General features: G+C 71.8%; 21 protein-coding genes. 6 read left to right on the forward strand and 15 right to left on the reverse strand.

What is annotated here, in order from left to right; genetic code table 11:
• Nucleotides 1-82: 82 nt before the first annotated feature.
• From CRP27_RS11425 to CRP27_RS11435, 3 genes are read right to left on the reverse strand one after another with little or no spacing between them, the layout of a single operon-like run.
• Nucleotides 83-1036, reverse strand: a complete 954-nt coding sequence (locus CRP27_RS11425; RefSeq protein WP_176505568.1) for a carbohydrate ABC transporter permease — start codon at nt 1034-1036, stop codon at nt 83-85.
• Nucleotides 1033-2064 (reverse strand): carbohydrate ABC transporter permease, encoded by a 1032-nt coding sequence (locus CRP27_RS11430; protein ID WP_097180767.1) that lies wholly within the window; start codon nt 2062-2064, stop codon nt 1033-1035. The genes CRP27_RS11425 and CRP27_RS11430 overlap by 4 nt, the downstream gene beginning before the upstream one ends.
• Nucleotides 2064-3422, reverse strand: a complete 1359-nt coding sequence (locus CRP27_RS11435; protein WP_097180768.1) for an ABC transporter substrate-binding protein — start codon at nt 3420-3422, stop codon at nt 2064-2066. Before CRP27_RS11435 ends, CRP27_RS11430 begins: the two co-directional genes overlap by 1 nt.
• Before the next feature lie 221 nt (nt 3423-3643).
• Here CRP27_RS11435 and CRP27_RS11440 point away from each other — a divergent pair, with 221 nt between their 5' ends.
• Nucleotides 3644-4681 carry a LacI family DNA-binding transcriptional regulator gene (locus CRP27_RS11440; protein WP_097180769.1) on the forward strand — a complete coding sequence of 346 codons (1038 nt, stop codon included), beginning with the start codon at nt 3644-3646 and terminating at the stop codon, nt 4679-4681.
• An 11-nt stretch (nt 4682-4692) separates the two neighbouring features.
• Complete coding sequence (gene uxaC / locus CRP27_RS11445; protein WP_097180770.1) at nt 4693-6132, forward strand: glucuronate isomerase; 1440 nt, start codon at nt 4693-4695, stop codon at nt 6130-6132.
• Nucleotides 6133-6233: 101 nt separating this feature from the next.
• Here the strand turns inward: uxaC and CRP27_RS11450 are convergent, their stop codons facing one another.
• Nucleotides 6234-7034 carry a sugar phosphate isomerase/epimerase gene (locus CRP27_RS11450; RefSeq protein WP_176505569.1) on the reverse strand — a complete coding sequence of 267 codons (801 nt, stop codon included), beginning with the start codon at nt 7032-7034 and terminating at the stop codon, nt 6234-6236.
• A gap of 80 nt (nt 7035-7114) precedes the next feature.
• On the opposite strand from CRP27_RS11450, the gene CRP27_RS11455 reads away from it, so the two are divergent.
• The gene (locus CRP27_RS11455; RefSeq protein ID WP_097180772.1) at nt 7115-7711 is read left to right on the forward strand and encodes a class I SAM-dependent methyltransferase; all 597 of its coding nucleotides are present in this window, start codon (nt 7115-7117) and stop codon (nt 7709-7711) included.
• 123 nt (nt 7712-7834) lie between these two features.
• On the opposite strand, the gene CRP27_RS11460 is transcribed toward CRP27_RS11455, so the two are convergent.
• Nucleotides 7835-8527 (reverse strand): response regulator transcription factor, encoded by a 693-nt coding sequence (locus CRP27_RS11460; protein WP_097180773.1) that lies wholly within the window; start codon nt 8525-8527, stop codon nt 7835-7837.
• On the reverse strand, nt 8524-9834 hold the full coding sequence (locus CRP27_RS11465; protein ID WP_097180774.1) for a sensor histidine kinase: 1311 nt from the start codon (nt 9832-9834) through the stop codon (nt 8524-8526). The genes CRP27_RS11460 and CRP27_RS11465 overlap by 4 nt, the downstream gene beginning before the upstream one ends.
• Nucleotides 9835-10049: 215 nt before the next feature.
• Between CRP27_RS11465 and CRP27_RS11470 the strand changes: the two genes are divergently transcribed.
• Nucleotides 10050-10292 (forward strand): hypothetical protein, encoded by a 243-nt coding sequence (locus CRP27_RS11470; protein WP_097180775.1) that lies wholly within the window; start codon nt 10050-10052, stop codon nt 10290-10292.
• Here the strand turns inward: CRP27_RS11470 and CRP27_RS11475 are convergent.
• Nucleotides 10279-10818, reverse strand: coding sequence for a gluconokinase (locus CRP27_RS11475; RefSeq protein WP_097180776.1), 540 nt, complete (start codon nt 10816-10818; stop codon nt 10279-10281). The genes CRP27_RS11470 and CRP27_RS11475 overlap by 14 nt on opposite strands.
• 113 nt (nt 10819-10931) lie before the next feature.
• Here CRP27_RS11475 and gndA point away from each other — a divergent pair, with 113 nt between their 5' ends.
• Nucleotides 10932-12389 carry an NADP-dependent phosphogluconate dehydrogenase gene (gndA, locus tag CRP27_RS11480; protein WP_097180777.1) on the forward strand — a complete coding sequence of 486 codons (1458 nt, stop codon included), beginning with the start codon at nt 10932-10934 and terminating at the stop codon, nt 12387-12389.
• A 151-nt stretch (nt 12390-12540) separates the two neighbouring features.
• Here gndA and CRP27_RS11485 read toward each other — a convergent pair whose 3' ends face one another.
• The gene (locus CRP27_RS11485; RefSeq protein WP_141399746.1) at nt 12541-13230 is read right to left on the reverse strand and encodes a hypothetical protein; all 690 of its coding nucleotides are present in this window, start codon (nt 13228-13230) and stop codon (nt 12541-12543) included.
• Nucleotides 13231-13483: 253 nt separating this feature from the next.
• Here CRP27_RS11485 and CRP27_RS11490 point away from each other — a divergent pair, with 253 nt between their 5' ends.
• On the forward strand, nt 13484-15022 hold the full coding sequence (locus CRP27_RS11490; RefSeq protein WP_097180779.1) for a molybdopterin-dependent oxidoreductase: 1539 nt from the start codon (nt 13484-13486) through the stop codon (nt 15020-15022).
• Between the two features lie 214 nt (nt 15023-15236).
• On the opposite strand, the gene CRP27_RS11495 is transcribed toward CRP27_RS11490, so the two are convergent.
• From CRP27_RS11495 to CRP27_RS11525, 7 genes are all read right to left on the reverse strand, one after another.
• On the reverse strand, nt 15237-16016 hold the full coding sequence (locus tag CRP27_RS11495) for a putative protein N(5)-glutamine methyltransferase (RefSeq protein ID WP_097180780.1): 780 nt from the start codon (nt 16014-16016) through the stop codon (nt 15237-15239).
• The gene (locus CRP27_RS11500) at nt 16013-16990 is read right to left on the reverse strand and encodes a ribose-phosphate diphosphokinase (protein ID WP_097180781.1); all 978 of its coding nucleotides are present in this window, start codon (nt 16988-16990) and stop codon (nt 16013-16015) included. Before CRP27_RS11500 ends, CRP27_RS11495 begins: the two co-directional genes overlap by 4 nt.
• A 54-nt stretch (nt 16991-17044) precedes the next feature.
• Entirely contained in the window at nt 17045-18478 is a 1434-nt protein-coding gene (gene glmU, locus CRP27_RS11505; RefSeq protein WP_097180782.1) for a bifunctional UDP-N-acetylglucosamine diphosphorylase/glucosamine-1-phosphate N-acetyltransferase GlmU, read from the reverse strand.
• A 181-nt stretch (nt 18479-18659) separates the two neighbouring features.
• Nucleotides 18660-20033, reverse strand: a complete 1374-nt coding sequence (locus tag CRP27_RS11510; RefSeq protein ID WP_097180783.1) for an MFS transporter — start codon at nt 20031-20033, stop codon at nt 18660-18662.
• Between the two features lie 239 nt (nt 20034-20272).
• Complete coding sequence (locus CRP27_RS11515) at nt 20273-21310, reverse strand: NAD(P)-dependent alcohol dehydrogenase (protein WP_097180784.1); 1038 nt, start codon at nt 21308-21310, stop codon at nt 20273-20275.
• Nucleotides 21307-22599: an ROK family transcriptional regulator gene (locus tag CRP27_RS11520; RefSeq protein WP_097180785.1), complete on the reverse strand. Its 1293-nt coding sequence runs from the start codon at nt 22597-22599 to the stop codon at nt 21307-21309. The genes CRP27_RS11515 and CRP27_RS11520 overlap by 4 nt, the downstream gene beginning before the upstream one ends.
• The gene (locus CRP27_RS11525; RefSeq protein ID WP_097180786.1) at nt 22596-23621 is read right to left on the reverse strand and encodes a sugar phosphate isomerase/epimerase; all 1026 of its coding nucleotides are present in this window, start codon (nt 23619-23621) and stop codon (nt 22596-22598) included. The genes CRP27_RS11520 and CRP27_RS11525 overlap by 4 nt, the downstream gene beginning before the upstream one ends.
• Nucleotides 23622-23623 lie beyond the last annotated feature (2 nt).

The raw sequence follows: 23623 nt of genomic DNA on the forward strand, positions 1-23623 counted from the left end.
CATGAAGGCAGTCTGGAGGCGCGGGGCGGGCTGGCACCGCGCCTCCAGTCGGTCTGTGGACAAGTCCGCGGACTCCACAGCGCTACTTGACGGAGCCGGCGGTGAGACCGCCGACCAGGTAGCGCTGGAAGATCAGGTAGAGGGCGACGACCGGGACCGCACAGACGATCGAGGCCGCCATCATCTGGCCGTAGATCGGGACGGCGCCGCCCTCCTGCGTGGTGCCGAGGACCTGCAGGACGACCGCCACCGTGCGGGTGTTGGGGGTCGTCATGATCGTCGAGAACAGGACGTCGTTCCAGCCGAGCAGGAACGCGAAGATCGCCGACACGACGATGCCCGGCCAGGACAGCGGCAGGACGATCTTCGTGAGGATCTTCGTCGAGGACGCACCGTCGATGCGGGCCGCCTCCTCCAGTTCCTTCGGCAGGCCGCGGAGGTACGTGACCATCACCCAGGTCGAGAACGGCAGGGCGAAGGTCAGGTACGTGACGAACAGTCCCCAGCGCGTCCCGATGATCTGCACCCCGGTCGCGCTCGCGATGTTCGAGAACACCACGAACACGGGCAGGAGCAGGAGGGTGCCCGGGATCGACTGCAGCGCGAGGAGTCCGCGGAGGATCGTCAGGCGCCCGAGGAACCGGAAGCGGACGAGCACGTACGCGGTGGACACGGCGAGCGCGGCGCTCGCGACGGCGACGGCACCGGCGGTCAGGATGCTGTTGACCAGTCCGGACCCGAGCGCGACCGTCGACCAGATGTTGACGTAGTTCGACAGCGTGAACTCGGAGGGGAAGTACTCACCACGGGCGACCGCGACGTCGGAGTTCACCGAGCCGAACAGGATGTAGAGCACCGGCACCGCGATGAAGGCGATGATGACGGCGATCACGGTCACGAGCAGCCAGCGCGGCAGCAGCCGGGTGACGTCGGTGTCGTAGGGGCGCTTGTGCCGACGGCCGCGGTCGCCGGCGGTGATGCTCTCGGTCAGCGTCGCCGTGGGGCGGGTCCGCGTGGAGGTGGTGAAGGCGCTCATGCTCGGGCTCCGTCGATGTCGGCGGCAGCGGCCGGGGTCGCTGCGGCGAGGGTGCGCCGGTCGGCACGGCGCTGCTTCCGGTTGGGTCCGGCGTCGTCACCGGTGTCGAGCTTGACGGCCCGGAGGTAGACGAACAGCGGGATGGCGACGATCACGAGGGAGCAGATCGCCATCGCCGCGGACAGGCCGAAGCGGAACGACTGGAAGCTCGCGATGTACGTCAGGACGGGCATCACCTCGACGCTCGAGGGCAGCGGGATGCCGAACAGCACGAACGGCAGGGTGAAGTTGTTGATGTTGTGCAGGATCGAGATGATGATCGCCAGCGACAGCGGTCCGCGCAGGTACGGGAAGATGATGTAGCGCAGCTTCGCCCACCAGGTCACCCCGTCCAGTGCGGCGGCCTCGTGCACCTCGTTGTCGACGGCCTGGAGTCCGGCGAGGGAGAGCAGGTAGACGAACGGCCAGCTCGTCCAGATCATCACGCCGGCGAGCGCCCAGTACGACGCCGAGCCGTTCAGCCAGAGCACGTCCGTGTGCAGGATCGAGTTCACGACGCCCTGCGGCTGGAGCATGGTCCGGAAGAACGTGCCGACGACGAACGCCGGGAGCACGTACGGGATGAGGTAGATCGACCGGACGAGTCCGCGGCCGGGGAACCGGTTCTGGGTGGAGATCGCCGCGGCGACCCCGATCGGCACGGTGACCGCGGTGACGAGCACCGACAGCGACACCGAGATCCAGATCGAGTGGAGCAGCGGCGAGTCGGTGAAGGCCTCGGCGAAGTTCGCGAACCCGACGAACGGGGCGCTGAACCACTGGCGCAGCGTGTACTGGTCGAGGTCGAGCATCGCGATGTACACGCCCACCAGGAGCGGCACGACGATGACGGCGAGCATGAGGACGCCGCCGGGCAGGAGCATCCAGAGTGGACGCTCACGCTTGTACAGCGGAGTCTTCCCGTGCGGACGGACCGCGCGGCCGTGCTGCTCGGCCGCGCGCGGCGCGGGTGTCTGGACCTGCGTCATCACAGGCCTCCGTTCTTCTGCCGGTCGAGCGTGGACTGGGCGTCCTTCTGGGCGTCCTGCAGCCGCTTCCGGAGCTGGTCGTCGGTCACCTCGCCGCTCTTCAGCGACGGGATCGACTGGACGACGACGTCCACGAGCGAGAGCTGGATGTCCGACCATGCACCGGTGAAGGCGGTCGGCTTCGAGAGCTTCCCGGCGTCGATGATCGGCTCGAGCTGCGGGTTCGCCGCCGCGAGCTGGGCCGCGGCGTCGGTGTTCGTCGGCAGGTTGCCGAAGAGCTTGTAGTACTCGAGCTGCGCCTTCGGCGTGCTGAGCTGCTTGATGAAGTCGAACGACAGGTCCTGCTTCGTGCCGTAGTCCGCCACCACCCAGTTGTCGCCCGAGAGGATGCTCGCGGCCTCGATGCCGTCACTCGGACGCGACGTCGCGCCAGGCGGCACCGTCGGCAGCAGGGCGAACTCGTACTTGCCGTCGATGGGCGTGTTCTTGAACGAGTTGATCGCGGTGGTCGTCGTCATCGGGAAGAACGCGGCCTTGCCCTCGGTGAACTGCGCGAGGGCCTGGGCGTTGTTCCACCCGATCGCGGCCTTGTCGACGACGCCGTCCTTCGTGACCCAGTCGAAGTAGGTGCGGTAGGCGTTCTCGACGGCCTTCGTGTCGATCTCGGCCTTGCCGCTCTTCGACACGATGGTGTTCCCGGCGTTCTGCGCCATGCCCCAGACGAACTTCCACGGGTCGAAGCCATCGGCGTAGGCGATCGCCAGGCCGTGCCGGTCACCGGTGGTGGTGGCCTTCGCGTCCGCGGTGAGCTGGTCCCACGTCGTCGGCATCTCGGTGATCCCCGCATCGGCGAGCAGGTCCTTGTTGACGGCCATCACGAACGGACGGCTGGCGAACGGGATGCCGATCTGCTTCGAGCTGTTCGGGCCCGAGATGCCGAAGGACGCCGGGTCGAACTGGTCCTTGCCGCCGACGGCCTTCCAGTCCTTCGCGTCCATCTCGACGAAGGCGCCGGTGGCGTAGGCGGTGGGGGTGAACGTGCTGCCGATGGCGTACACGTCAGGACCCTGCCCGGAGATGACGCTCGTCTGGATGGCGGTCAACTCCTCCTGCGCGGAGGAGTACGTCTCCCACTGGACCTTCGCCCCGGTGGTGCGCTGGAACTCGGCGGCGACGTCCTGCTGCCACTGCTTGCGTTCCTTGGGGTAGGTGGTGTCCGCGCCCATCATGACGCGGAGGGTGTTCGGGTCGTCACCGCTGCCGTTCACCACGGCGCACCCCTGCAGGGACAGCGCGGTGAGGGCGACCACGGCCACGGCACCGATCAGGGTGCGTGTCCTGAGTCTTCCTGTGCTCATGCGGGGGTTTCCTCCTCGAGACCTCCACCCGGGAGCGACGCTGCGTCCCGGGTGCCGGGTGGGTCGTGCCCCCGGCGTGACACCACTGTCGCCGCCATGGCAACATCCGGCAACCGGTTGCCACTTGTTGCCAGACCGGCCTACGTTCACTGCATCGGTGCACCGCGGCGCCGGCAGACTGCATCGGCGCACCGCGGCGCCGACCGGACGACGGAGGACACGTGACCGACACCGACACCGCCCGGCGGGTGACCATCCGCGACATCGCCGACGCGACCGGTGTGGCCCCGTCGACCGTGTCCCGCGCGCTGTCCCTCCCCGACCGGGTCAACCACACCACGCAGCAGCGCATCCAGCAGGCGGCCCGCGAACTCGGCTACGTCCCGAACTCACAGGCGCGGGCGCTCACCTCCGGGCGGACCCGCGCGGTCGCCGTCCTGGTGTCCGACATCACGAACCCCTTCTACTTCGACGTCATCCGTGGCACCCAGCACCAGCTCGCCGGCGCCGGGTGGACGCAGCTGCTCGTCGACACCGAGGAGTCCGCCGACGCCGAGATGGCCGCCCTCAGCGCGATCGCCGGGAAGGCCGACGGCGCCGTGCTCACCGCGTCGCGACTCTCCGACGCGCAGATCGCCCGGTTCGCCGAACGCACCCCGCTCGTCGTCGTGAACCGCCGGCCAGCCGGGGTCCCCTCCGTCCTGATCGACACCCCCGGCGGGGTCGAGCAGGCCGTGCAGCACCTGGTGTCGCTGGGGCACCGGGACATCCTCTACGTCGCCGGACCGGACAGCTCGTGGTCGAACGAACGCCGCTGGAAGGCACTCGTGCGCGTCGCCAAGCGCCTCGGCGTGCGGGTCGCCCGCGTCGGACCGCACGCGCCGTTCGTCGACTCCGGAGCGGCCGCCGCCGATGCCGCCGTGCACGCGGGGGCGACCGCCTGCATCGCCTTCAACGACCTCATCGCGATCGGCATGCTCGCCCGACTGCGGGAACGCGGCGTCCGCGTCCCCGAGGACATGAGCATCGTCGGCTGCGACGACATCTTCGGCGCCGACTTCTGCAACCCGCCGCTCACCACCATGACGTCGCCCATCGAGCGCGCCGGCCGGGTCGCGATCCGCATGCTGCTCGGCCGACTCGGCGCGATCCCCGCCGAGGAACTGCCCGGTGAGCACATGAGCGGCGCCGTCGCACTGCCCACCCACCTGACCGTCCGCGAGTCCACCGGTCCCGCACCCGCCCCGCACCCGTCCTGAAGGAGTCGACGATGACCCGTACCAGCACCGCCACCCCGCTCGCCCCGCACCCCGACCGGCTCTTCGCCGCCGAGCCGGGAGCGCGCGCGGTCGCCCGCACGGTCTACGACGCCGTCAAGGACGCGCCGATCATCTCCCCCCACGGCCACGTCGACGCCTCCCTCATCGCGGACGACCAGCCGTTCGAGGACCCCGCGTCGCTGCTCATCACGCCGGACCACTACGTCCTGCGGCTCCTGCACGCGAACGGTGTCGGACTGGAGGCGCTGGGTCGCGTCGACCTGTCCGGAACCGGCACCGTGCCTCCAGGCAGGTCCATCTGGCGGAACCTGGCCGAGCACTGGGACGACTTCCTCGGGACCCCCGTCCGCTACTGGTTCGAGACGGAGCTGCACGACGTCTTCGGACTGACGGAGCAGCCGTCGGCCGCGAACGCGGACGCGCAGTACGACCACATCGCCGACCTGCTGGCGTCGCCGGCGTTCCGTCCGCGCGCCCTGTTCGACGCCTTCGGCATCGAGGTCCTCGCGACCACCGACGCCCCCACCGCGGACCTCGCCGCGCACGCACGGCTCGCCGCGGACCCCACCTTCACCGGCCGGGTGCTCCCCACGTTCCGCGCGGACGCCGTGTTCGACCCGTCGGGACCGGACTGGAGGCACGTGGTCGCGTCGATCGGTGAGGCCGCCGGCATCGACACGGGAACCCACGACGGGCTGTTGGCGGCTCTGCGCGCACGTCGCCAGTACTTCATCCAGCACGGCGCGACGGCCACCGACACCGGAGTGCTCGACGCTGGATCGACACCGCTGTTGGCCGCGGAGCGCTCGCGGATCCACGCGGCCGCGCTTTCGGGTCCGGGAGGCGTGACCGCCGCGGAGGCCGTCGCGTACCGGCACGACATGCTCTACCGCTGGGCCGAGATGAGCGTCGAGGACGGCCTCGTCATGCAGCTCCACCCCGGTGTGCTGCGGAACCACCACGCGCCGACGCTCGAGCGCTTCGGCCCGGACACCGGACACGACCTACCAGCGGTCGGGTCGTTCACCGAACCGCTCCGGCCCCTGCTGGAGTCGTTCGGGACCGCACCCGGCTTCCACCTCGTGCTCTTCACCGTCGACGAGACCGTGTTCTCCCGCGAGATCGGACCGCTCGCCGGCTTCTACCCCGCCGTGTACGCCGGCGCGCCCTGGTGGTTCATCGACACCCCCGCGGCGATCGGACGGTACCGGGCGGCCATCACGGACTCCGCGTCGTTCACGAAGACCTCGGGGTTCATCGACGACACCCGGGCGTACTGCTCGATCCCGGCACGGCACGACATGGCCCGCCGTGCGGACGCGGCGTACCTGGCGTCGCTCGTGGTCACGCACGAGCTGTCCGAGGAGGACGCCGTCCGCACCGCGCAGCGCATCGTGTCGGACATCCCGAGGGCGACGTTCAAGCTCTGAGGGGGTGCGGGCGCTGTTCCGCAGTGTGCGAGGTTCCGCGCAGTGTGCGAGGCGATCTCGGTCGCACCGCGCGCGGAACCTCGCACCGTGCGGGTCCTGCCTCACACGAGCGCGTCGTGCGCTCGCCGCAGGAGGTCGAGGGAGCGACGGATCTCGGCCTCGGCGGCCGGGGTGTCCCGGGACCAGTTGCACTCCAGCGAGACCGAGCCGCGGTAGCCGCCGTCGTGCACGGCGGTGAGGAAGTCGCGCCACACGTCGTCGCCGCCCTCGGCCCCGAGCGGGAGCCGGCCCCGATCGCTGACGTGCACGTGGCCGACACGGTCGCCGTGGTCCCGGAGGACGTCGAGCGACTCCCCCTCGTTCCGGATGTGGAAGAGGTCCGCGACGACGTCCACCCCGTCGATGGCCGCGTCGTCGAGGAACCGGACGGCCTCGGCGAAGGAGTGCAGCACGTTCGTCTCCGAGCGGCTCAGCGGTTCGAGCACGATGCGCAGATCGTTCGCCGCGGCGGTGTCCCGGGCCGTGCGGAGCACCTCGGCGAACCGGCGGTGGGCCTCGGTCCGGGGCATGCCGTCGGGTGCTGTGCGGGCGGTCCCCGACCCGAACACGATCTTGGCACCGGGGTCGGCGACGGAGCGGACGATCGGCAGGACGGCGTCGAAGTAGTCCCGGACGGCGGCGGGGGTCGCGGTCAGGAGCGGAAGGTCTCCGGGCACGAGGATCGCGAAGGACGCGAAGCGGGCACCGGCGTAGACGTCGTTGCGCGCCCAGCCGCCGTCGTCACCGCCCGGCCGGATCGCCAGGTTGCCGGCGATCGTCGGCTCCACGTGATCGGCGCCCGCACGGCGGACGGCCTCGGTCAGTTCTGCTCCGGCGACGACGCCGTACCCGCTGGACGACATGGCCCCATGCAACTCGGCCGCCCGGCTCGGGGCAGCCGTTGCCATCCGTTGCCACCCGGTCGACGAAGTACCGTCGTGCGATGGAGAGTCACGTCACCGAGGCGTACGCGTCTCGAGCCGAGGAGTACACGAGCCTGCTCGGCAGCATGGACAGCGTGCACCCGGAGGATCGAGATCTTGTCGTCCGCTGGGCCGAGGGCTGCGACGGAACCGTGGTCGACGCGGGTTGCGGGCCAGGCCACTGGACCGATCACCTCGCGGGCCTGGGGATTCCGGCCATCGGCATCGACGCTGTTCCGTGGTTCATCGACCATGCGGTGCATCGAGCGCCGGGTCGTGACTTCCGACTCCGGCCGCTCGAGGCGACCGGACTGGCAACCGGAACCGTCGCTGGTGTGCTGGCGTGGTACTCGCTGATCCATCACGAGCCGGGTCGTGTGCCCGAAGCGATCGCGGAGTTCGACCGGATCCTGCGACCGGGTGGAACGTTGCTGGTCGGGTTCTTCGACGGGCCGGAACTCGAGCCGTTCGACCACGCCGTCACGACCGCCTACCGGTGGCCGGTGGACCAGCTGGCGGGCGTGCTCGTCGATGGCGGCTTCACCGTCACCGACGTCCGGCATCGAGAAGATCCCGGACATCGACCGCACGCCTCGATCAGCGCGGTGCGCCGTTGATCGGACACTCTTGATCAGCGCTTCGGAGTCGGTCGAGCGCATCGGCGAAGTCTCCGAGTGCGAGGTCGATCTGGACGTCGATGGCCGAGGGTTCCGAGGTCGTGCTCGGAGCGGAGCGCGGGATCACGGGCGCCAACCCGGGGTGACGAGGCCGGTCTCGTAGGCGAAGACGACGAGCTGGGCGCGGTCGCGGGCGCCGAGCTTGATCATCGCCCGGGACACGTGGGTCTTCGTGGTCATCGGGCTCACGAACAGGTGTGCAGCGATCTCGGCGTTCGTCATCCCCACCGCGACGAGCTGCATGACCTGGCGCTCCCGGTCGGTGAGGACGCCGAGCTCCGGTGCGAGGGACGACGGCTTGGCATGGGTGGCGTACGCCTCGACCAGGGAGCGGGTCGCCCCAGGAGAGAGCAGGGACTCCCCCGCGACGACGGTCCGGATCGCCCGGAGGAGCTCGGCGGGCTCGGTGTCCTTCACGAGGAACCCGGCGGCACCACCGCGGATCGCCTCGAACACGTAGTCGTCCTCCTCGAAGGTCGTGAGGATGACGACGTGCACGCCGGCGAGGTCGGGGTCGGCCGAGATCCGCTGCGTCGCCGCGAGGCCGTCGGTGCCCGGCATCCGGATGTCCATCAGCACCACGTCGGGGTGTTCCCGCCGGGCGACGTCCACCGCGGTGTCGCCGTCGCCCGCCTCGCCGACCACGGTCATCCCGGGTTCGGCGTCGACGAGCGCCCGGAGTCCGGCGCGGACGAGCACCTGGTCGTCGACGAGGACCACGCGGATCGTGTCGGGAGTGGTGGGATCGGTGGTCATCCGGCGTCCTCCGGTTCGGTACCGACGACCGGGAGGCGCGCAGCCACCCGCCAGCCGCCGTCGGTCGTCGGTCCGGCGGAGAGGGTGCCGTCGACGGCGTTCGCACGTTCTCGCATCCCGATGATGCCGTTGCCGGTCGACGCGAGCGGTTCGGTCGACGGGGTGCCGACCGACTGCGGCTCCACCGGGTGGTCCTCGACCAGGAGGTCGACGACGTCCGGCCCGATCGAGATCGTCACCGCCGCCCGGTGCCCCGGCGCGTGCTTCATCACGTTGGTCACCGACTCCTGCACGATGCGGAACGCGTTCCGGTCGGTGACGCCGTGCACGCCGTCCCTGTCCCCCTCGAGCGTCAGCGTGACGTCGATCCCGGCGGCCTGCGCGCGCTCCACCAGGTCGGCGACGCGATCGAGGCCCGCGGTCGGGGCGCGTTCCGACCCCGCTCCGTCGGCCGCACCCTCGTTCGCCCCGTCGACGGAACGGAGCACGCCGAGGATCGTCCGGAGCTCGACGAGGGCTTCGCGGCTCGAGTCGCGGATGCTGGCGAGGGAGTCCCGGGTCTGTTCCGGCAGGTCGGCCCCGAGGTGGAGGGCGACCCCCGCCTGGAGGTTGATGAGCGACATGCTGTGGGCGACCGAGTCGTGGAGTTCCCGTGCGATCCGGACCCGTTCGTCGGTTGCGCGGCGACGATCGGCCTCTGCTCGTTGTCGCCGTCGTTCGGCGACGCGCTCGAGGCGGACCCGGACGAGCTCGGACACCGCGATCGTCACCGTGACCCACGCGATGCAGAGCAGGCCTGCACTGAGGTCGAGGACCGCCGACCGCCCGAGTTGCACGTCGGCGGTGGGGAGCACCGCGATCGCCAGTCCCGCCGCACCGGCGACCCACCGTCGGTGCCCACGGAGCCACGCGTTCGCCATCGCCATCGTGAGGGCTGCGACGAACGGCCCACGAGGACTCACCAGCAGGGCGTACCCGATCGTGGTGGCGAGCGTGACGACGAGCACCGCGCGCGGCCATCGCCACCGCCACGGGAGCACGACGACGCCCGCCACGAGCAGGGCGATCGCGAGTGGTCCCACGACCACCGGATCGACCGCGCCGCCGAAGGCGTGCCGTGCCCACGGCGGACCGGAACCGTCGCCGGCGACGCCGCCGCCCGAGGCGGCGTAGCGGGACGCGACGAGCGTGCCGACGATCTGCAGGAACGCCACCGGCAGCACGCGACCGACGCGGGCGAAGCGTCGACGCCGGCCCCAGCTGGGGTCGACGTCCGCCGGTTCGACGACGGTCGGGCTGGGGTCCATGGTTCGAGCCTAGGGTCGGCGCGAGCGCGGGGCATCGGGCGAGAGCACGACCTGTGGACTACTCCCCCGGGAGTAGTCGCCTGTGGAGGAGGACGTGCCCTACGACCGCGGGAGCAGGCGGAAGTGGGGCTCCGTGGCGGACGCGCACCGTGCCTCCAGACCGGATCCTGGAACGGTCGCGACAGCGGCACCGAAACCGACCCCAGGAGGTCCTCGTGCTCACCACCACCATCGCAGCCACCGCCCCGTACTGGCACGGCGGCGGGTTCCCGTTCTTCGTCTTCCCCGCGTTCTTCTTCTTCGCGTTCCTCGTCGTGTTCGTGGTGTTCGGGGTCCTCCGCCGTGGCAGCGGGCGTGCTCGGTCGGACGCCCGTTCCGTGCTCGCCGACCGCTTCGCCCGCGGCGACATCGACGCCGAGGAGTACCGCTCGCGGCTCTCCGAGCTCAGCCGGAAGTGACCGACAGCGCCGCGAGGATCGCCGTCACCGTGTCGTCGACCGACCCGTCGATCGGCACGGCGACGGCGGCCTCGTCCGGCTCCGGCCGCTCCAGGATGGCGAACTGCGAGTCGAGCAGCGACGCCGGCATGTACTCGTGGTGCCGGTGCGACTGCCGCTCGGCGATGAGGTCGTGCGAGCCGTCGAGGTACGCGATGACGAGGCCCGGAGCCGATTCGCGGAGACGGTCGCGGTAGACGCGCTTGAGCGCCGAGTTCGCCATCACACACCGGCTTCCCGATGCCTCGACGGACGCGATCCGGGCGGCGCAGGCATCGAGCCACGGCCACCGGTCCTCGTCGGTGAGCGGGATGCCCTGACGCATCTTCTCCTTGTTCGCGGCCGGGTGCAGGTCGTCCGCGTCGACGAACGCACTCGGGTCACCGCGCTCGGCGAGCGCATCGGCGAGGGCCTGGCCGATCGTCGACTTGCCGGAGCCGGAGACCCCCATCACGAGCACGGGCGGGAGGACAACGCTCTCGGTCATCCCTCCACAGTATTGGTCTGCGTGAACACTGATCCCCAGTTGCCGTAACACCCGTGCGGTCCCGAGCCGCGGACCGTAGGTTGGTGGCGAACGTCAGGACAAAGGAGACCTTCGTGGCAGACAACAACGGACAGGCGAACATCGGCGTGGTCGGTCTCGCCGTGATGGGGTCGAACCTCGCACGCAACCTCGCCTCGCGTGAGGGCAACACGGTCGCGGTCTACAACCGCACCTACGCCCGCACCGAGGAACTGCTGAACGAGCACAGCGACGCCGGGTTCATCGCGTCCGAGTCGATCGACGACTTCGTCGCGTCGCTCTCCAAGCCGCGCACCGCGATCATCATGGTGCAGGCCGGCAAGGGCACCGACGCGGTCATCGAGCAGCTGGCCGAGCGGTTCGAGGAGGGCGACATCATCGTCGACGGCGGCAACGCCAACTTCCACGACACCATCCGCCGCGAGCACGACCTCCGCGAGAAGGGTCTGAACTTCGTCGGCACCGGCATCTCGGGCGGTGAAGAGGGCGCGCTGAAGGGTCCGTCGATCATGCCCGGCGGGTCGAAGGAGGCGTGGGAGACCCTCGGTCCGATCCTGAAGTCGATCGCCGCGGTCGCCGAGGGCGAGCCGTGCGTGACCCACATCGGCACCGACGGCGCCGGCCACTTCGTGAAGATGGTGCACAACGGCATCGAGTACGCCGACATGCAGCTCATCGCCGAGTCGTACGACCTGCTCCGCCGCGTCGGCGGGCTCAGTGTCGAGGACCTCGTGAAGGTGTTCGACGAGTGGAACGGCGGCGACCTCGAGTCGTACCTGATCGAGATCACCGTCGAGGTCCTCAAGCAGCAGGACGCCGACACCGGCAAGGCCCTCGTCGACGTCATCCGTGACGAAGCCGGCTCGAAGGGCACCGGTGTGTGGACCGTGCAGAACGCGGTCGGGCTCGGCATCCCCGTCTCCGGCATCGGCGAAGCGGTGTTCGCCCGTGCCGTGTCGTCCAAGCCGACCCAGCGTGCCGCGGTGCAGCGGGCGTTCCCGGACCGTCCCGCCATCGCCGAGGTCCCGGACGGGTTCGCCGACGACGTCCGTGCGGCGCTGTACGCGTCGAAGGTCGTCGCGTACGCACAGGGGTTCGACCTCATCATCGCCGGGGCGAAGGAGTACGGCTGGGACATCAACCTCGGCAACATCGCGAAGATCTGGCGCGGCGGCTGCATCATCCGGGCCCAGTTCCTCAACCGCATCGTCGAGGCGTACGACAAGAACCCGACGCTCGAGTCCCTGCTCGTCGACCCGTACTTCGCGAACGCCGTGCAGGAGGGCGAGGCCGCCTGGCGCCGCATCGTCGGCATCGCTGCGGCATCCGGGATCCCCGCACCGGGCTTCTCGTCGGCGCTGGCGTACTTCGACTCCCTCGCCTCCGACCGGCTGCCGGCCGCCCTCATCCAGGGGCAGCGGGACTTCTTCGGCGCGCACACCTACCAGCGCATCGACAAGGACGGCACCTTCCACACGCTGTGGTCCGACGACGACCGGCGTGAGGTCGACCAGGAACCGTCCACCCACTAGACCGCGGCGACAACCGCACCACGGGGAGGCCTCGCCGATCGGCGGGGCCTCCCGCCTTCCCGGCGGTCCCCGCCGCAGGACGCCACGCGACGTCGCAGCCGGACGCCACGCGGCCCCGCCGCCGCACGCCACGCGGCCCGGTCGTCGGCCGCTACGCGACGATGCGCTCCCGTGCGAGGTCCGCGACGAGCCGCTCCAGCCGTGGCCCGCGTCCCAGCATCCGCCGCGACCCCGGGGCCGCGCGGACGAAGAACGTCGCCACGGCCGTGGTGTCGTCAGGCCGGACGTAGTGCATGGCGATCGCCCACGACCGCCCGTCGCCCTGGACGTCCTCGAGCCCGACGTGCACCATGCGACTCCACCGGATCACGAGCAGCCGGGTCGCGCGTCGATCCTCGAGTTCCCACAGCGACGCCTCGGTCGCGCCGAACGCCCACGTGACGCGGTGGCCGAGCGAGACCTCGGGACGGATGGTCTCGATCGAGGTGCGGAGTTCCGGTGTCGGGGCGGCGGGGACGAGCCACACCGTCGGGTCGATGCGGCGGATCGCGAGGGCGAGTGCTTCGTCCTCGCGGCGGCGCCGGACGGACTGCGCCCGGACGACCGCCACACCGATCACGACGACCCCGAGGGTGATCGCAACGACCTCGGCGACCCCGAAGTACGTCAGGTCGGCGTCCGGTGTGGTGGCCACGACGATGATCCTGGCGGTGAGGAGTGCTGCCCACACGCCGACGATGACCCAGCGCAGGACCAGCAACCGCCGTGCCGGGGACATCGGGCGGCGTTCCCGCCGTCGGGCGCGACCGAAGCGCGGGACACGGTCGGGACGCCTCAGCACACCCTGATCCTCGCACGCCCCGCTCGGTGCCCGCTGGCCCGGCCCGGTGAACGGGCACCCAACCACGCCCGGTCCGGTGAACGGGCACCCAACCACGCCCGGCCCGGTGGACGGGCGAACCACGCCCGGCCCGGTGGACGGACGGACACGCACAACTGTCAGCCCACGCGCGGCAGCCGCGACCTACGCTCGGCCCGTGACCACTGACGTCGAGCCCGCAGTCGAGACCGCACCCCGGACCGTCCGTCGACCGATGGTCCTCGCGGCCGGAACGGGTCTCGTCGCCGCCGCTGCGTTCTTCGCCGCCGCCGAGCTCGGTGCCCTCGCGCTGGGCGGTGCCGGGAGTCCGCTCGTCGCCGTCGGGTCGGCCGTCATCGACCTCGCGCCGCGGGGTGCGAAGGACCTCATGGTCGCCCTGTTCGGCACCGGCGACAAGGCGGCGCTGTTCGTCCTGATGGCCGTCCTCGTCGCGGTGATCAGCGCCGGCGCGGGTGTCCTCGAGCGGGCACGGCCGCCGTTCGGGGCGCTCGTGTTCGCGGTCGGCGGGGTCCTGTCGCTCGTCGCCGTCAGCACTCGTTCCGGCAGCGGGACGTGGGACGGTGCACCGTCGGTCCTGGGCGTGGCCGCGGCGATCATCGTGCTGCGACTCCTCGCGGTGCGGCTCCGCCGGTGGGAGGCCGCGGCGGCCGTGCCGTCCGCCGCACCGCGCCCGGCGTCGACCGAGCGTCGCGCGTTCCTGGTCTGGGGCGTCACCGCGGCGACCCTCGCGGTCGTGGTGGGCACTGCCTCCAGGCTGGGGACCTCGGCCATGCAGGCAGCCGCGGCCGCCCGTCGGGCGATCCGACTGCCGGAGCCCGCGACCACGGCGCCGGCCGTCCCCGCAGGGGCGTCGCTCGACGTCGCCGGCATCACCCCGTACGTGACCCCGAACGCCGACTTCTACCGGATCGACACCGCGCTGCGGGTGCCGTCGGTCGACACCGCGGACTGGCGGTTGCGGATCCACGGCGCCGTCGACCACGAGGTCGAGCTGACCTGGGACGACCTGCTCGCCCTGCCGCTCGAGGAGCACCTCGCCACCCTGAGCTGCGTCTCGAACGAGGTCGGTGGCGACCTCATCGGCAACGCGCTGTGGCTCGGCTACCCGATCCGACACCTGCTCGAACGCGCCGGACCGCACGCGGGCGCCGACATGGTGCTCTCCCGTAGCGTCGACGGCTTCACCGCCGGGACACCGCTCGACGTGCTGCAGGACGACGGGACCGCGGCGCTGCTGGCGGTCGGCATGAACGGCGAGCCGCTGCCCCCGGAGCACGGCTTCCCGGTCCGGATGGTCGTCCCGGGGCTGTTCGGCTACGTGTCCGCGACGAAGTGGGTCACCGAACTCGAGGTCACCCGCTTCGCCGACGCCCAGGGCTACTGGACGCCGCGCGGCTGGTCGGAACGCGGGCCCGTCAAGCTCGAGTCGCGGATCGACACGCCCCGCGCCGGTTCCACGGTCGACGCCGGATCGACGGTCGCCGTCGCCGGCGTCGCCTGGCAGCCGCACACCGGGGTCAAGGCCGTGCAGGTCCGGGTCGGCGACGGCGCGTGGCAGGACGCCACCCTGGCGGACTCCGTGTCCGCCGACACCTGGCGGCAGTGGGTGTACCGGTGGACGCCGACGAAGGGGTCGCACCGCATCCAGGTCCGTGCCGTGAGCGCCGACGGCGAGGTGCAGACGAGCGTCGAGCGGCCGCCGGCACCGAACGGCGCCTCCGGGTGGCACAGTGTCGAGGTGCGCGCGGCCTGACGATGGCCGGCTGTCGACGTCTCGTCGTCGGCCTGGAGGCGCGGTGCGGCTCACGGGACACCGTCACGTCGTCGAGACACCGCGTCCAGGGCGACACACCGCCGGATCCGGCGGCGTCCCGTCCGGCAGGCGGCGTCTCGCGCGCCGGGCGGCGTCTCGCGCGCCGGGCGGCGCCTCGCGCGCCCGGGCGGCGTCTCGCGCGCTGGGCCGGGTCTCAGGCGGGGCGGGTCGCCACGACGCAGGTGCCGTCGACCTCGTCGTCGGACTCGACTGCGGCGTCGAAGCCGGCGTCGGTGAACAGGGCACACGACACCGCCGCTTGCGCCTCGGAGACCTCGATGACGACGGAGCCGCCCGGCCGGAGCCACTCCCCCGCTCCCGTGGCGATCCGCCGGTGCAGGTCGAGGCCGTCCGCGCCACCGTCCAGTGCGACGCGGTGTTCGTGGTCGCGGGCCTCCGACGGCATCGTCGCGATCGAGCCGGTCGGCACGTACGGGGCGTTCACCGCGATGACGTCCACGGCACCGCGGAAGCGGTCCGGCAGTGGCGCGAAGAGGTCCCCTGCGACGACGATGCCCCGGTCGCCGATGTTCTCGGCGGCGACGTCCACGGCGTCTGGGTCGATGTCCGCCGCCACGAGGTCGAGCGCGCCGACGCGTCCGAGCAGTGCCACCGAGATCGCCCCGGCACCGCAGCAGAGGTCCACCACCCGGTCGTAGCGCTGCAGCCGACGCGCGGCCTGCTCCACCACGACCGTCGTGCGGGCACGGGGGACGAACACCCCCGGGGTCACGCGGACGCGGTGCCCGTCGAACGCCGCCCAGCCGAGGACGTACTCCAGCGGCTCACCACCGAGCCGGCGGTGCACGACCGAGCGGAGCCGTGCCGGGTCGCCGTCCCCGGCCTCGAGCAGGAGGTCGGCTTCGTCCTCGGCGAAGACGCTGCCCGCGGCCCGGAGCCGGGCCGCGAGCGCGTCACGCGCGGGTGTGGTCAAGCGGCGCCGTCGAACATCGACGTGACGGAGCCGTCGTCGAAGACCTCGTGGATGGCGCGGGCGATGAGCGGGGCGATCGGCAGGACCTCGAGACGGTCCCAGCGCTTCTCCTCCGGCAGGGGCAGCGTGTCCGTGACGACGACCCGGTCGATGAACTCGCTCTGCAGCAGCTCGGTCGCCGGGTCGGAGAACACGGCGTGCGTCGCGGCGACGACGACCCCGGTGGCGCCGGCGTTCTTGAGCGCCTCGGCCGCCTTCGCGATGGTCCGGCCCGTGTCGATGAGGTCGTCGACGAGCAGGCACACGCGGCCCGAGACGTCACCGACGATCTCGTGCACGGAGACCTGGTTGGGGACGAGCGGGTCGCGGCGCTTGTGGATGATCGCCAGGGGCGCGCCGAGCTTCTCGGACCAGATGTCGGCGACGCGGACGCGACCCATGTCCGGCGAGACGACGGTGAGCGTCGACGGGTCGAGGATCTCCTGGAAGCGCTGGAGCAGGACGGGCATCGCGAACAGGTGGTCGACGGGGCCGTCGAAGAACCCCTGGATCTGCGCGGCGTGCAGGTCGACGCTCATGATGCGGTGCGCACCGGCGGCCTTGAACAGGTCGGCGACGAGACGGGCCGAGATCGGCTCGCGCCCGCGGCCCTTCTTGTCCTGCCGGGCGTAGGGGTAGAAGGGCGCGACGACGGTGATGCGCTTCGCCGAGGCACGCTTCAGCGCGTCGACCATGATGAGCTGCTCCATGAGCCACTCGTTGATCGGCGCGGTGTGCGACTGGATGACGAAGGCGTCGCAGCCACGGACCGACTCGTCGAACCGGGCGTAGAGCTCCCCGTTCGCGAAGGTGCGGGCATCGGTCGGGACGAGCTCGACACCGAGTTCTTCGGCGATCTCGGCCGAGAGCGCCGGGTGTGCTCGTCCTGAGACGAGGACGAGTCGTTTCTGGCCGGTCGTTTTGATTCCGGACAAGTGCGGTGCTCACTCCCTGACCCCGCGGGGCCGTGTCGATCGGCCCGAGAGCCGTCAGATCTGTTCGCCGTGCGCTCGCCGAGCAGCCTCGGCCGCCGGCGTGCCGGGTCGGTGTTCCTCGACCCAACCGTCGGTGTTGCGCTGCGGGGCGTAGCTGATGGCCAGCGAACCGGCCGGTACGTCCTTGCGGACGGTCGTACCCGCGCCGGTGTACGCCCCGTCGCCAATCCTAACCGGGGCGACGAACACGTTGTGCGAGCCTGTACGGACGTTCGACCCGACCTCGGTCCGGTGCTTGTGCACGCCGTCGTAGTTCGCGGTGATCGTGTTCGCCCCGATGTTCGAGTCCTCGCCCACCTCGGCGTCGCCGATGTACGACAGGTGCGGCACCTTGCTGCCCCGGCCGATCCTCGCGTTCTTCGTCTCGACGAACGTCCCGATCTTGCCGTGGTCGCCGAGGATCGTCCCAGGGCGCAGGTACGCGAACGGTCCCACCGAGGCGTCGTCGCCGATGACCGCCAGGGTCGCGTCGACACGGTTGACGACCGCGCCGGCACCGACCTCGGTGTCACGGAGCGTGGTGTCCGGGCCGACCACGGCGCCGGCCGCGATCGCGGTCGCGCCCACGAGCTGCGTGCCCGGGAGGATCTCGGCGTCGGGCTCGATCGACACGTCGAGGTCGATCCACGTGGTCGCCGGGTCCTGCACGGTGACCCCGGCGAGCTGGTGGCGGCGGACGATGCGCTCGTTGAGCACGCGGGCCGCGTCGGACAGCTGCGCGCGGTCGTTGATCCCGGCGACGAGCCACGGGTCGGTGAGGGTGACGACGTCGACCCGGCCGCCCCGCTCGCCGATGCGTGCCGGCGCGTCGGTGATGTACTTCTCGCCCTGCGCGTTCGCGGTGGTGAGGGACGGCAGCACCGCACGGAGGTGTGCGACGTCGAACGCGTAGATGCCGGCGTTCGCCTCGGTGATGGTCAACTGCTCGGCCGTCGCGTCCTTGTGCTCGACGACCGCGACGAACGCCCCGTCGGCGTCACGGACGATGCGTCCGAGCCCGGTGGGATCCGGCGCGATGGCGCTGACGAAGGTCGCACCGTTGCGGCCACCGACGTGGGCGTCCACGAGCGAACGGAGGGACGGTGCGTCGAGCAGCGGCACGTCGCCCGACAGCACCACGACGGCACCGTCGAAGTCGGCGGGGAGCGCCTGCACGGCGACCTCGACCGCCCGCCCGGTGCCCGGCACGTCGTCCTGGTCGACCACGATGGCGTCCGGGGCGCGCTCGACGACCTCGGCCGCGACCCGGTCGCGTTCGTGCCGCACGACGACGGCGACGTACTCCGGCTCGAGGGACGACGCCGTCCGGAGCACGTGTGCGATGAGCGGCAGGCCTGCGAGACGGTGCAGCACCTTCGGGGTGGACGACTTCATGCGCGTGCCCTGCCCGGCGGCGAGGACGACGACGGCGATCCGCTGGTCGGTCATGCCACCATCCTGGCGCACGCGACCTGCGGAAGTCGGACGTTCCTTCCCAGAACGCGCGCGATCCAATGGGAGAACGGGCGTACCCGGTCGAAAAGAAGCACTCGGTACGCCCGTTCTCGCCAGGTACGCCCCTTTTCGCCCGGGGCCCGGCACCCGGCGCCCGGCACGCCGCGCCCGCTCACTACGCCCGGGGCTCCCGCTTCACCAGGGTCATCAGCACCAGCCCGGCGACGAGCACCACCACGACCCCGAGGATCCCGAACCGCGTGGACCCGCCGACCGTCACCGCGATCCCGAACAGCGCCGGGGCCAGGAACGACGCCGCACGACCGGTCGTGGCGTACAGCCCGAAGAGCTCGCCCTCGCGCCCGGGTGTCGCCAACCGTGCGAGGTACGCCCTCGAGGACGCCTGCACCGGCCCGACGAACACCGCCAGCGTCAGGCCGAGCACCCAGAAGCCCGCCGTCACGGTGCCCACCGCGAAGACGCCGATCCCGCACACCGCGAGCCCAACGAGCGACACCGTGATGATCGCGCGCGACCCGAAACGGTCGTCCAACCTGCCGGACAGGAACGTGGCGGCGCCGGCGACCACGTTCGCGGCGATGGCGAACAGGATGACCTGCGACGGACTGAACCCGAACACCTGGGCGGCGACGATCCCGCCGAAGGTGAACACCGCGCCGACCCCGTCACGGAAGACGGCGCTCGCGAGCAGGAACGCCAGGACGTTGCGCCGCTCGCGCCAGAGCCGCGCGATGTCACGCCCGAGGTCCCGGTAGGCGCCGAACACGCCGCCGCCACGGACCGACGGGTCCGGCACGGCCTCGGGCACGGTGACGAACAGCGGGATCGAGCTGACCGCGAGCCAGACGGCGGCGATGCCGATCGCGACGCGGACGTCCCACTGCCCGGACGCCACCGTCGCCGGCAGCTGCAGGAGTCCCGCGACGTCGCCGCCGCCGAAGTCCTGGATGCACAGCACGAGCAGCACGACGAGCAGCACGATCCCGCCGAAGTACCCGGCCGCCCAGCCGATCGCCGAGACCCGCCCGGTCTCCTCCCCCGACGCGACCTGGCCGAGCATGGCGTTGTACCCGACGCTCGCGATCTCGTACGCGACCGTCCCGATCCCGAGCAGCGCCGCGCCGAGCAGCAGGTACGGCTGGCTCGGCGCGACGAAGACCATGCCGGCGATGGACAGCACGACGCCGATGGTGGCGACGAGGACCGAGCGCCGCCGGTGCCCGGACGAGTCGGCGAGCCGACCGACCGCCGGGGCGACCAGGGCGACCACGATCCCCGCGATGGTCAGCGCCGTCGAGACGACGGCCGCGTTGTGGGCGAGTTCGCGCTCGACGAGCGCCTTCCCGGCGGCCGAGGTGTCGGCGACGAGCGCCGGGTCGACGAACGCACGGCTCGCCAGGTAGGTGCTGAACACGAAGGTCGTGACGACGGCGTTGAACGCCGCGGACCCCCAGTCCCACAGGGCCCAGGACACGAGCGCGCGGCGGTCGGTGCGCTGCGGCACTGCAGCCGCGGGGGAAGCCGTCATGCGCGAACCGTAGCGCGTCCGGGTGTCGCACCGGTGGCCCCGTTCCGGGTCACGTGCCGGACTGGAGGAACGGGGCGGGCCCGCACCGCGCCTCCAGTCCGCCCATCCGTCACGTCGTCCCTGCCCGCCGTGCGCGCGCCTCGGTCGGTGCGAGGCACCGTCCACGGTGCGAGGCACCGAGGGTGCCACCCTGCGCGGAACCTCGCACGGTCCGACGGCACACCTCGCACCGTGCGAGGTCAGGCCGGCACGCCACCCGGGTAGACGACCGACTTGAGGGACTCGGGGTCGGTGTCGCTCTCGAGCGCCTCGCGGACGTCGTCGAGGCCGTAGCGGCCGGTGACGAGCGAGTCCAGGTCCACCTGGCCCGACGCGACCAGCTCGATCGCGACCGGCCACGTGTTCGTGTAGCGGAAGATCCCGGTGACCGTGACCTCGAGGTTCTGGATGTGCTCGACCGGCAGCGTCATCTCGGAGTTGCCGAGCCCGACGAGCACCGCCGCGCCAGCGGGTCCGACGGCCCTGATGCCGTCCGAGACCGCCCGCGGCGCACCGCTGGCGTCGATGAACGCGTCGAACGGCGGCAGGTCGGACGCGACGGACACCACGGTCGGGTCGACGGTCTCGGTGGCGCCGTAGGACAGCGCACGCTCGCGACGCTCCGGGACGAGGTCGCTGATGACGATCCGCGAGGCGCCGAACGCCTTCGCGGCCTGCGCGCAGATGATGCCGATCGGACCGGCACCGGCGATGAGCACGCTCGAACCGGGGACGATCCCGGCCTTGCGGACGGCGGCGATGCCGACGGACAGGGGTTCGAGCAGGGCTCCGGCCTCGAACGACACCGAGTCGGGCAGCGGGTGCGCGAACTCGGACTCGATCGTGACGAACTCGGCGAAGGCACCGTCGACGGGCGGCGTCGCGTAGAAGCGCATGTGCGGGCAGAGGTTGTAGCGCCCGGCGAGGCACTGCGCGCACCGGTGGCACGGCCGCTGCGGTTCGATCGCCACGCGCTGCCCGACGCGGGACGGGTCGACGCCCTCGCCGACGGCGGTGATCGTGCCGGACAGTTCGTGGCCGAGGACGAGCGGCTCCTCGACGACGAAGTCCCCGATGCGGCCGTGCCGGTAGTAGTGCACGTCGGAGCCGCAGACGCCCACGGCGGCGACCCGGACGAGCACGTCGCCGGGGTCGACGGCGGGGACGGGGCGGTCCTCGACGGTGAGGTCCTGCGTGCCGAGCAGGACGCTCACACGCTGGTGCTGGTCGGTGGTCATGCGGGTCTCGCTTCCTCGGCCGCAGCGGCGCGGCCCGTGGTGGTGGGTGATGACGGGTCGAGCAGGAGGTCGCGGAAGCCGATCTCGGCGGCACCGCGGACGAGGACGTCGGTGCCGAGGGCGGCCGGCACGATCCGGAGCCGCTCGGTCATGGCCGGCATGGACTGGGCACGGACGTCGGCCTCGATGCGGTCCCCGACGTGGCCGAGCAGGGCCCCGAGGAAGCCGCCGAGCACGACGACCTCCGGGTCGACCGTGTGGATCGCGTTGCGGAGCCCCGTGGCGAGCGCGGCGACCTGCCGGTCGACGACCCGCTCGACCTCCGGGCGTCCTGCGGCGAGCGCGACGGCGAGCGCCGCCAGGTCGTCCGGGGGCGTGCCGGTGGCGAGCGTGAGGGCCGACCGCGATGCCTCGGTCTCGAGGCACCCGACCGCACCGCAGTGGCAGCGGATGCCGTTCGCGGCGACGAAGGTGTGGCCGAGCTCCCCCGCGTACCCGTCTGCGCCGCTGAAGGGTCGGCCGGCGCTGACGATCCCGCCGCCGATGCCGCTCGCACCACCGTTGAGGTACACCAGGTCGTCGACGCCGCGGGCGCTGCCGTACAGGCGCTCCGCCCAGGCACCGAGGTTGGCGTCGTTCGCCGCACGCACCGGGAGACCGATCCGATCGGCGAGGGGCGCGGCGAAGGGTTCGTCGCGCCACCCGAGGTGCGGGGCGTCCCGGACGGTGCCGTCCTCGACGCGGACGATGCCGGGGACGGCGACGCCGACCCCGACGATCCGGGCCGCGGGGGCGGTCCTGGCGGTCAGCACCGCGAGGACCCGGACGACGGCGTCCATCGCCTGCGCTGCGGTGGGGACGTCCTGCTGGGCTTCGACCTCGCGGTCGCGCACGGTGCCGTCGAGGCCGACGAGCGCCACCCCGACCGCGTCGATCTCGACCGTGACCGCTGCGGCGAGCACGTCGCTCGAGGCTCGGACGACGCCGCTCGGGCGCCCGACGCCGGCTCCCGGGGTGCCCGGCGCCGGCGTCTCCTCGTGCACGAGGCCGAGGTCGACGAGCTCCCCGACGAGTGCGAGGATCGTGGACCGGTTGAGCCCGGTGCGGCGCGTCAGCTCGGCGCGCGTGACCGGGCCGTCCTCGTGCACGATGCGGAGGACCCGCGCGGCGTTGCCGGGCTTGGTCGCCGCCGGCTTGGTCGCCGAGACTCGGCCTGAGCGACCGTCCTCGGGCTCGGGAGCGCGAGGACTGTCGCTGCGGCCGGGTCTCGGGCCCCGCGGGCCGCTCACCGCGACCGCGAGAACGCCGCGTCGAACGAGGCCTCCGGCGGCGCGATCGTCCCGAGCCTGCGCACGAACGCGAGCGCCTCCGGGCCGCCGACGAGTCGGTCCATGCCGGCGTCCTCCCACTCGACGCTCGTCGGACCCGCGTACCCGATGTGGTTCAGCACGCGGAACACCCGCTCCCACGGCACGTCCCCGTGTCCGGCGGTGACGAAGTCCCACCCGCGTCGGGGGTCGCCCCAGGCCAGGTGCGAGGAGAGCCGTCCGTTGCGGCCGTCGAGCTGCTTGACCGACTCCTTGCAGTGCACGTGGTAGACCCGGTCGGCGAAGTCGAGCAGGAACGCGGCGGGGTCGAGGTCCTGCCAGACGAAGTGCGACGGGTCGAAGTTGAACCCGAACGACGGCCGGTCCGCGAACACCTCCAGGGCCCGTGCAGCCGTCCAGTAGTCGTAGGCGATCTCGGACGGGTGCACCTCGAGCGCGAAGCGGACCCCGACCTCCTCGAACACGTCGAGGATCGGCGACCACCGGTCGTGGAAGTCCTGGTACCCGGCGTCGATCATCGACGCGGGAACCGGGGGGAACCCGGCGACGGTCTTCCAGATCGACGAGCCCGAGAACCCCGTGACGGTGTCGACGCCGAGCGCTGCGGCCGCACGCGCGGTCCACTGCAGTTCCTCGGCGGCACGCTGCCGGACGCCCTCCGGGTCGCCGTCGCCCCACACGTGCGGTGCCAGGATGTCCTCGTGCCGCTGGTCGATGGGGTCGTCGCACACCGCCTGCCCGGTGAGGTGGTTCGCGATGGTCCAGACCTGCAGGCCGTTGCGCTCGAGGACCGCCTTGCGGTCGGCGACGTACGACGGGTCCGTCGCGGCGCGGCGGACGTCGAGGTGGTCGCCCCAGCAGGCGATCTCCAGGCCGTCGTAGCCCCACTCGCCCGCCAGGCGTGCGACCTCCTCGAAGGGCAGGTCCGCCCACTGGCCGGTGAACAGGGTGACCGGCCTGGAGGCACGGGTCGTGTCCGTCATGC

Origin of the sequence: Curtobacterium sp. 314Chir4.1, assembly GCF_900215175.1 — a bacterium.
Lineage (GTDB): Bacteria > Actinomycetota > Actinomycetes > Actinomycetales > Microbacteriaceae > Curtobacterium > Curtobacterium pusillum_A.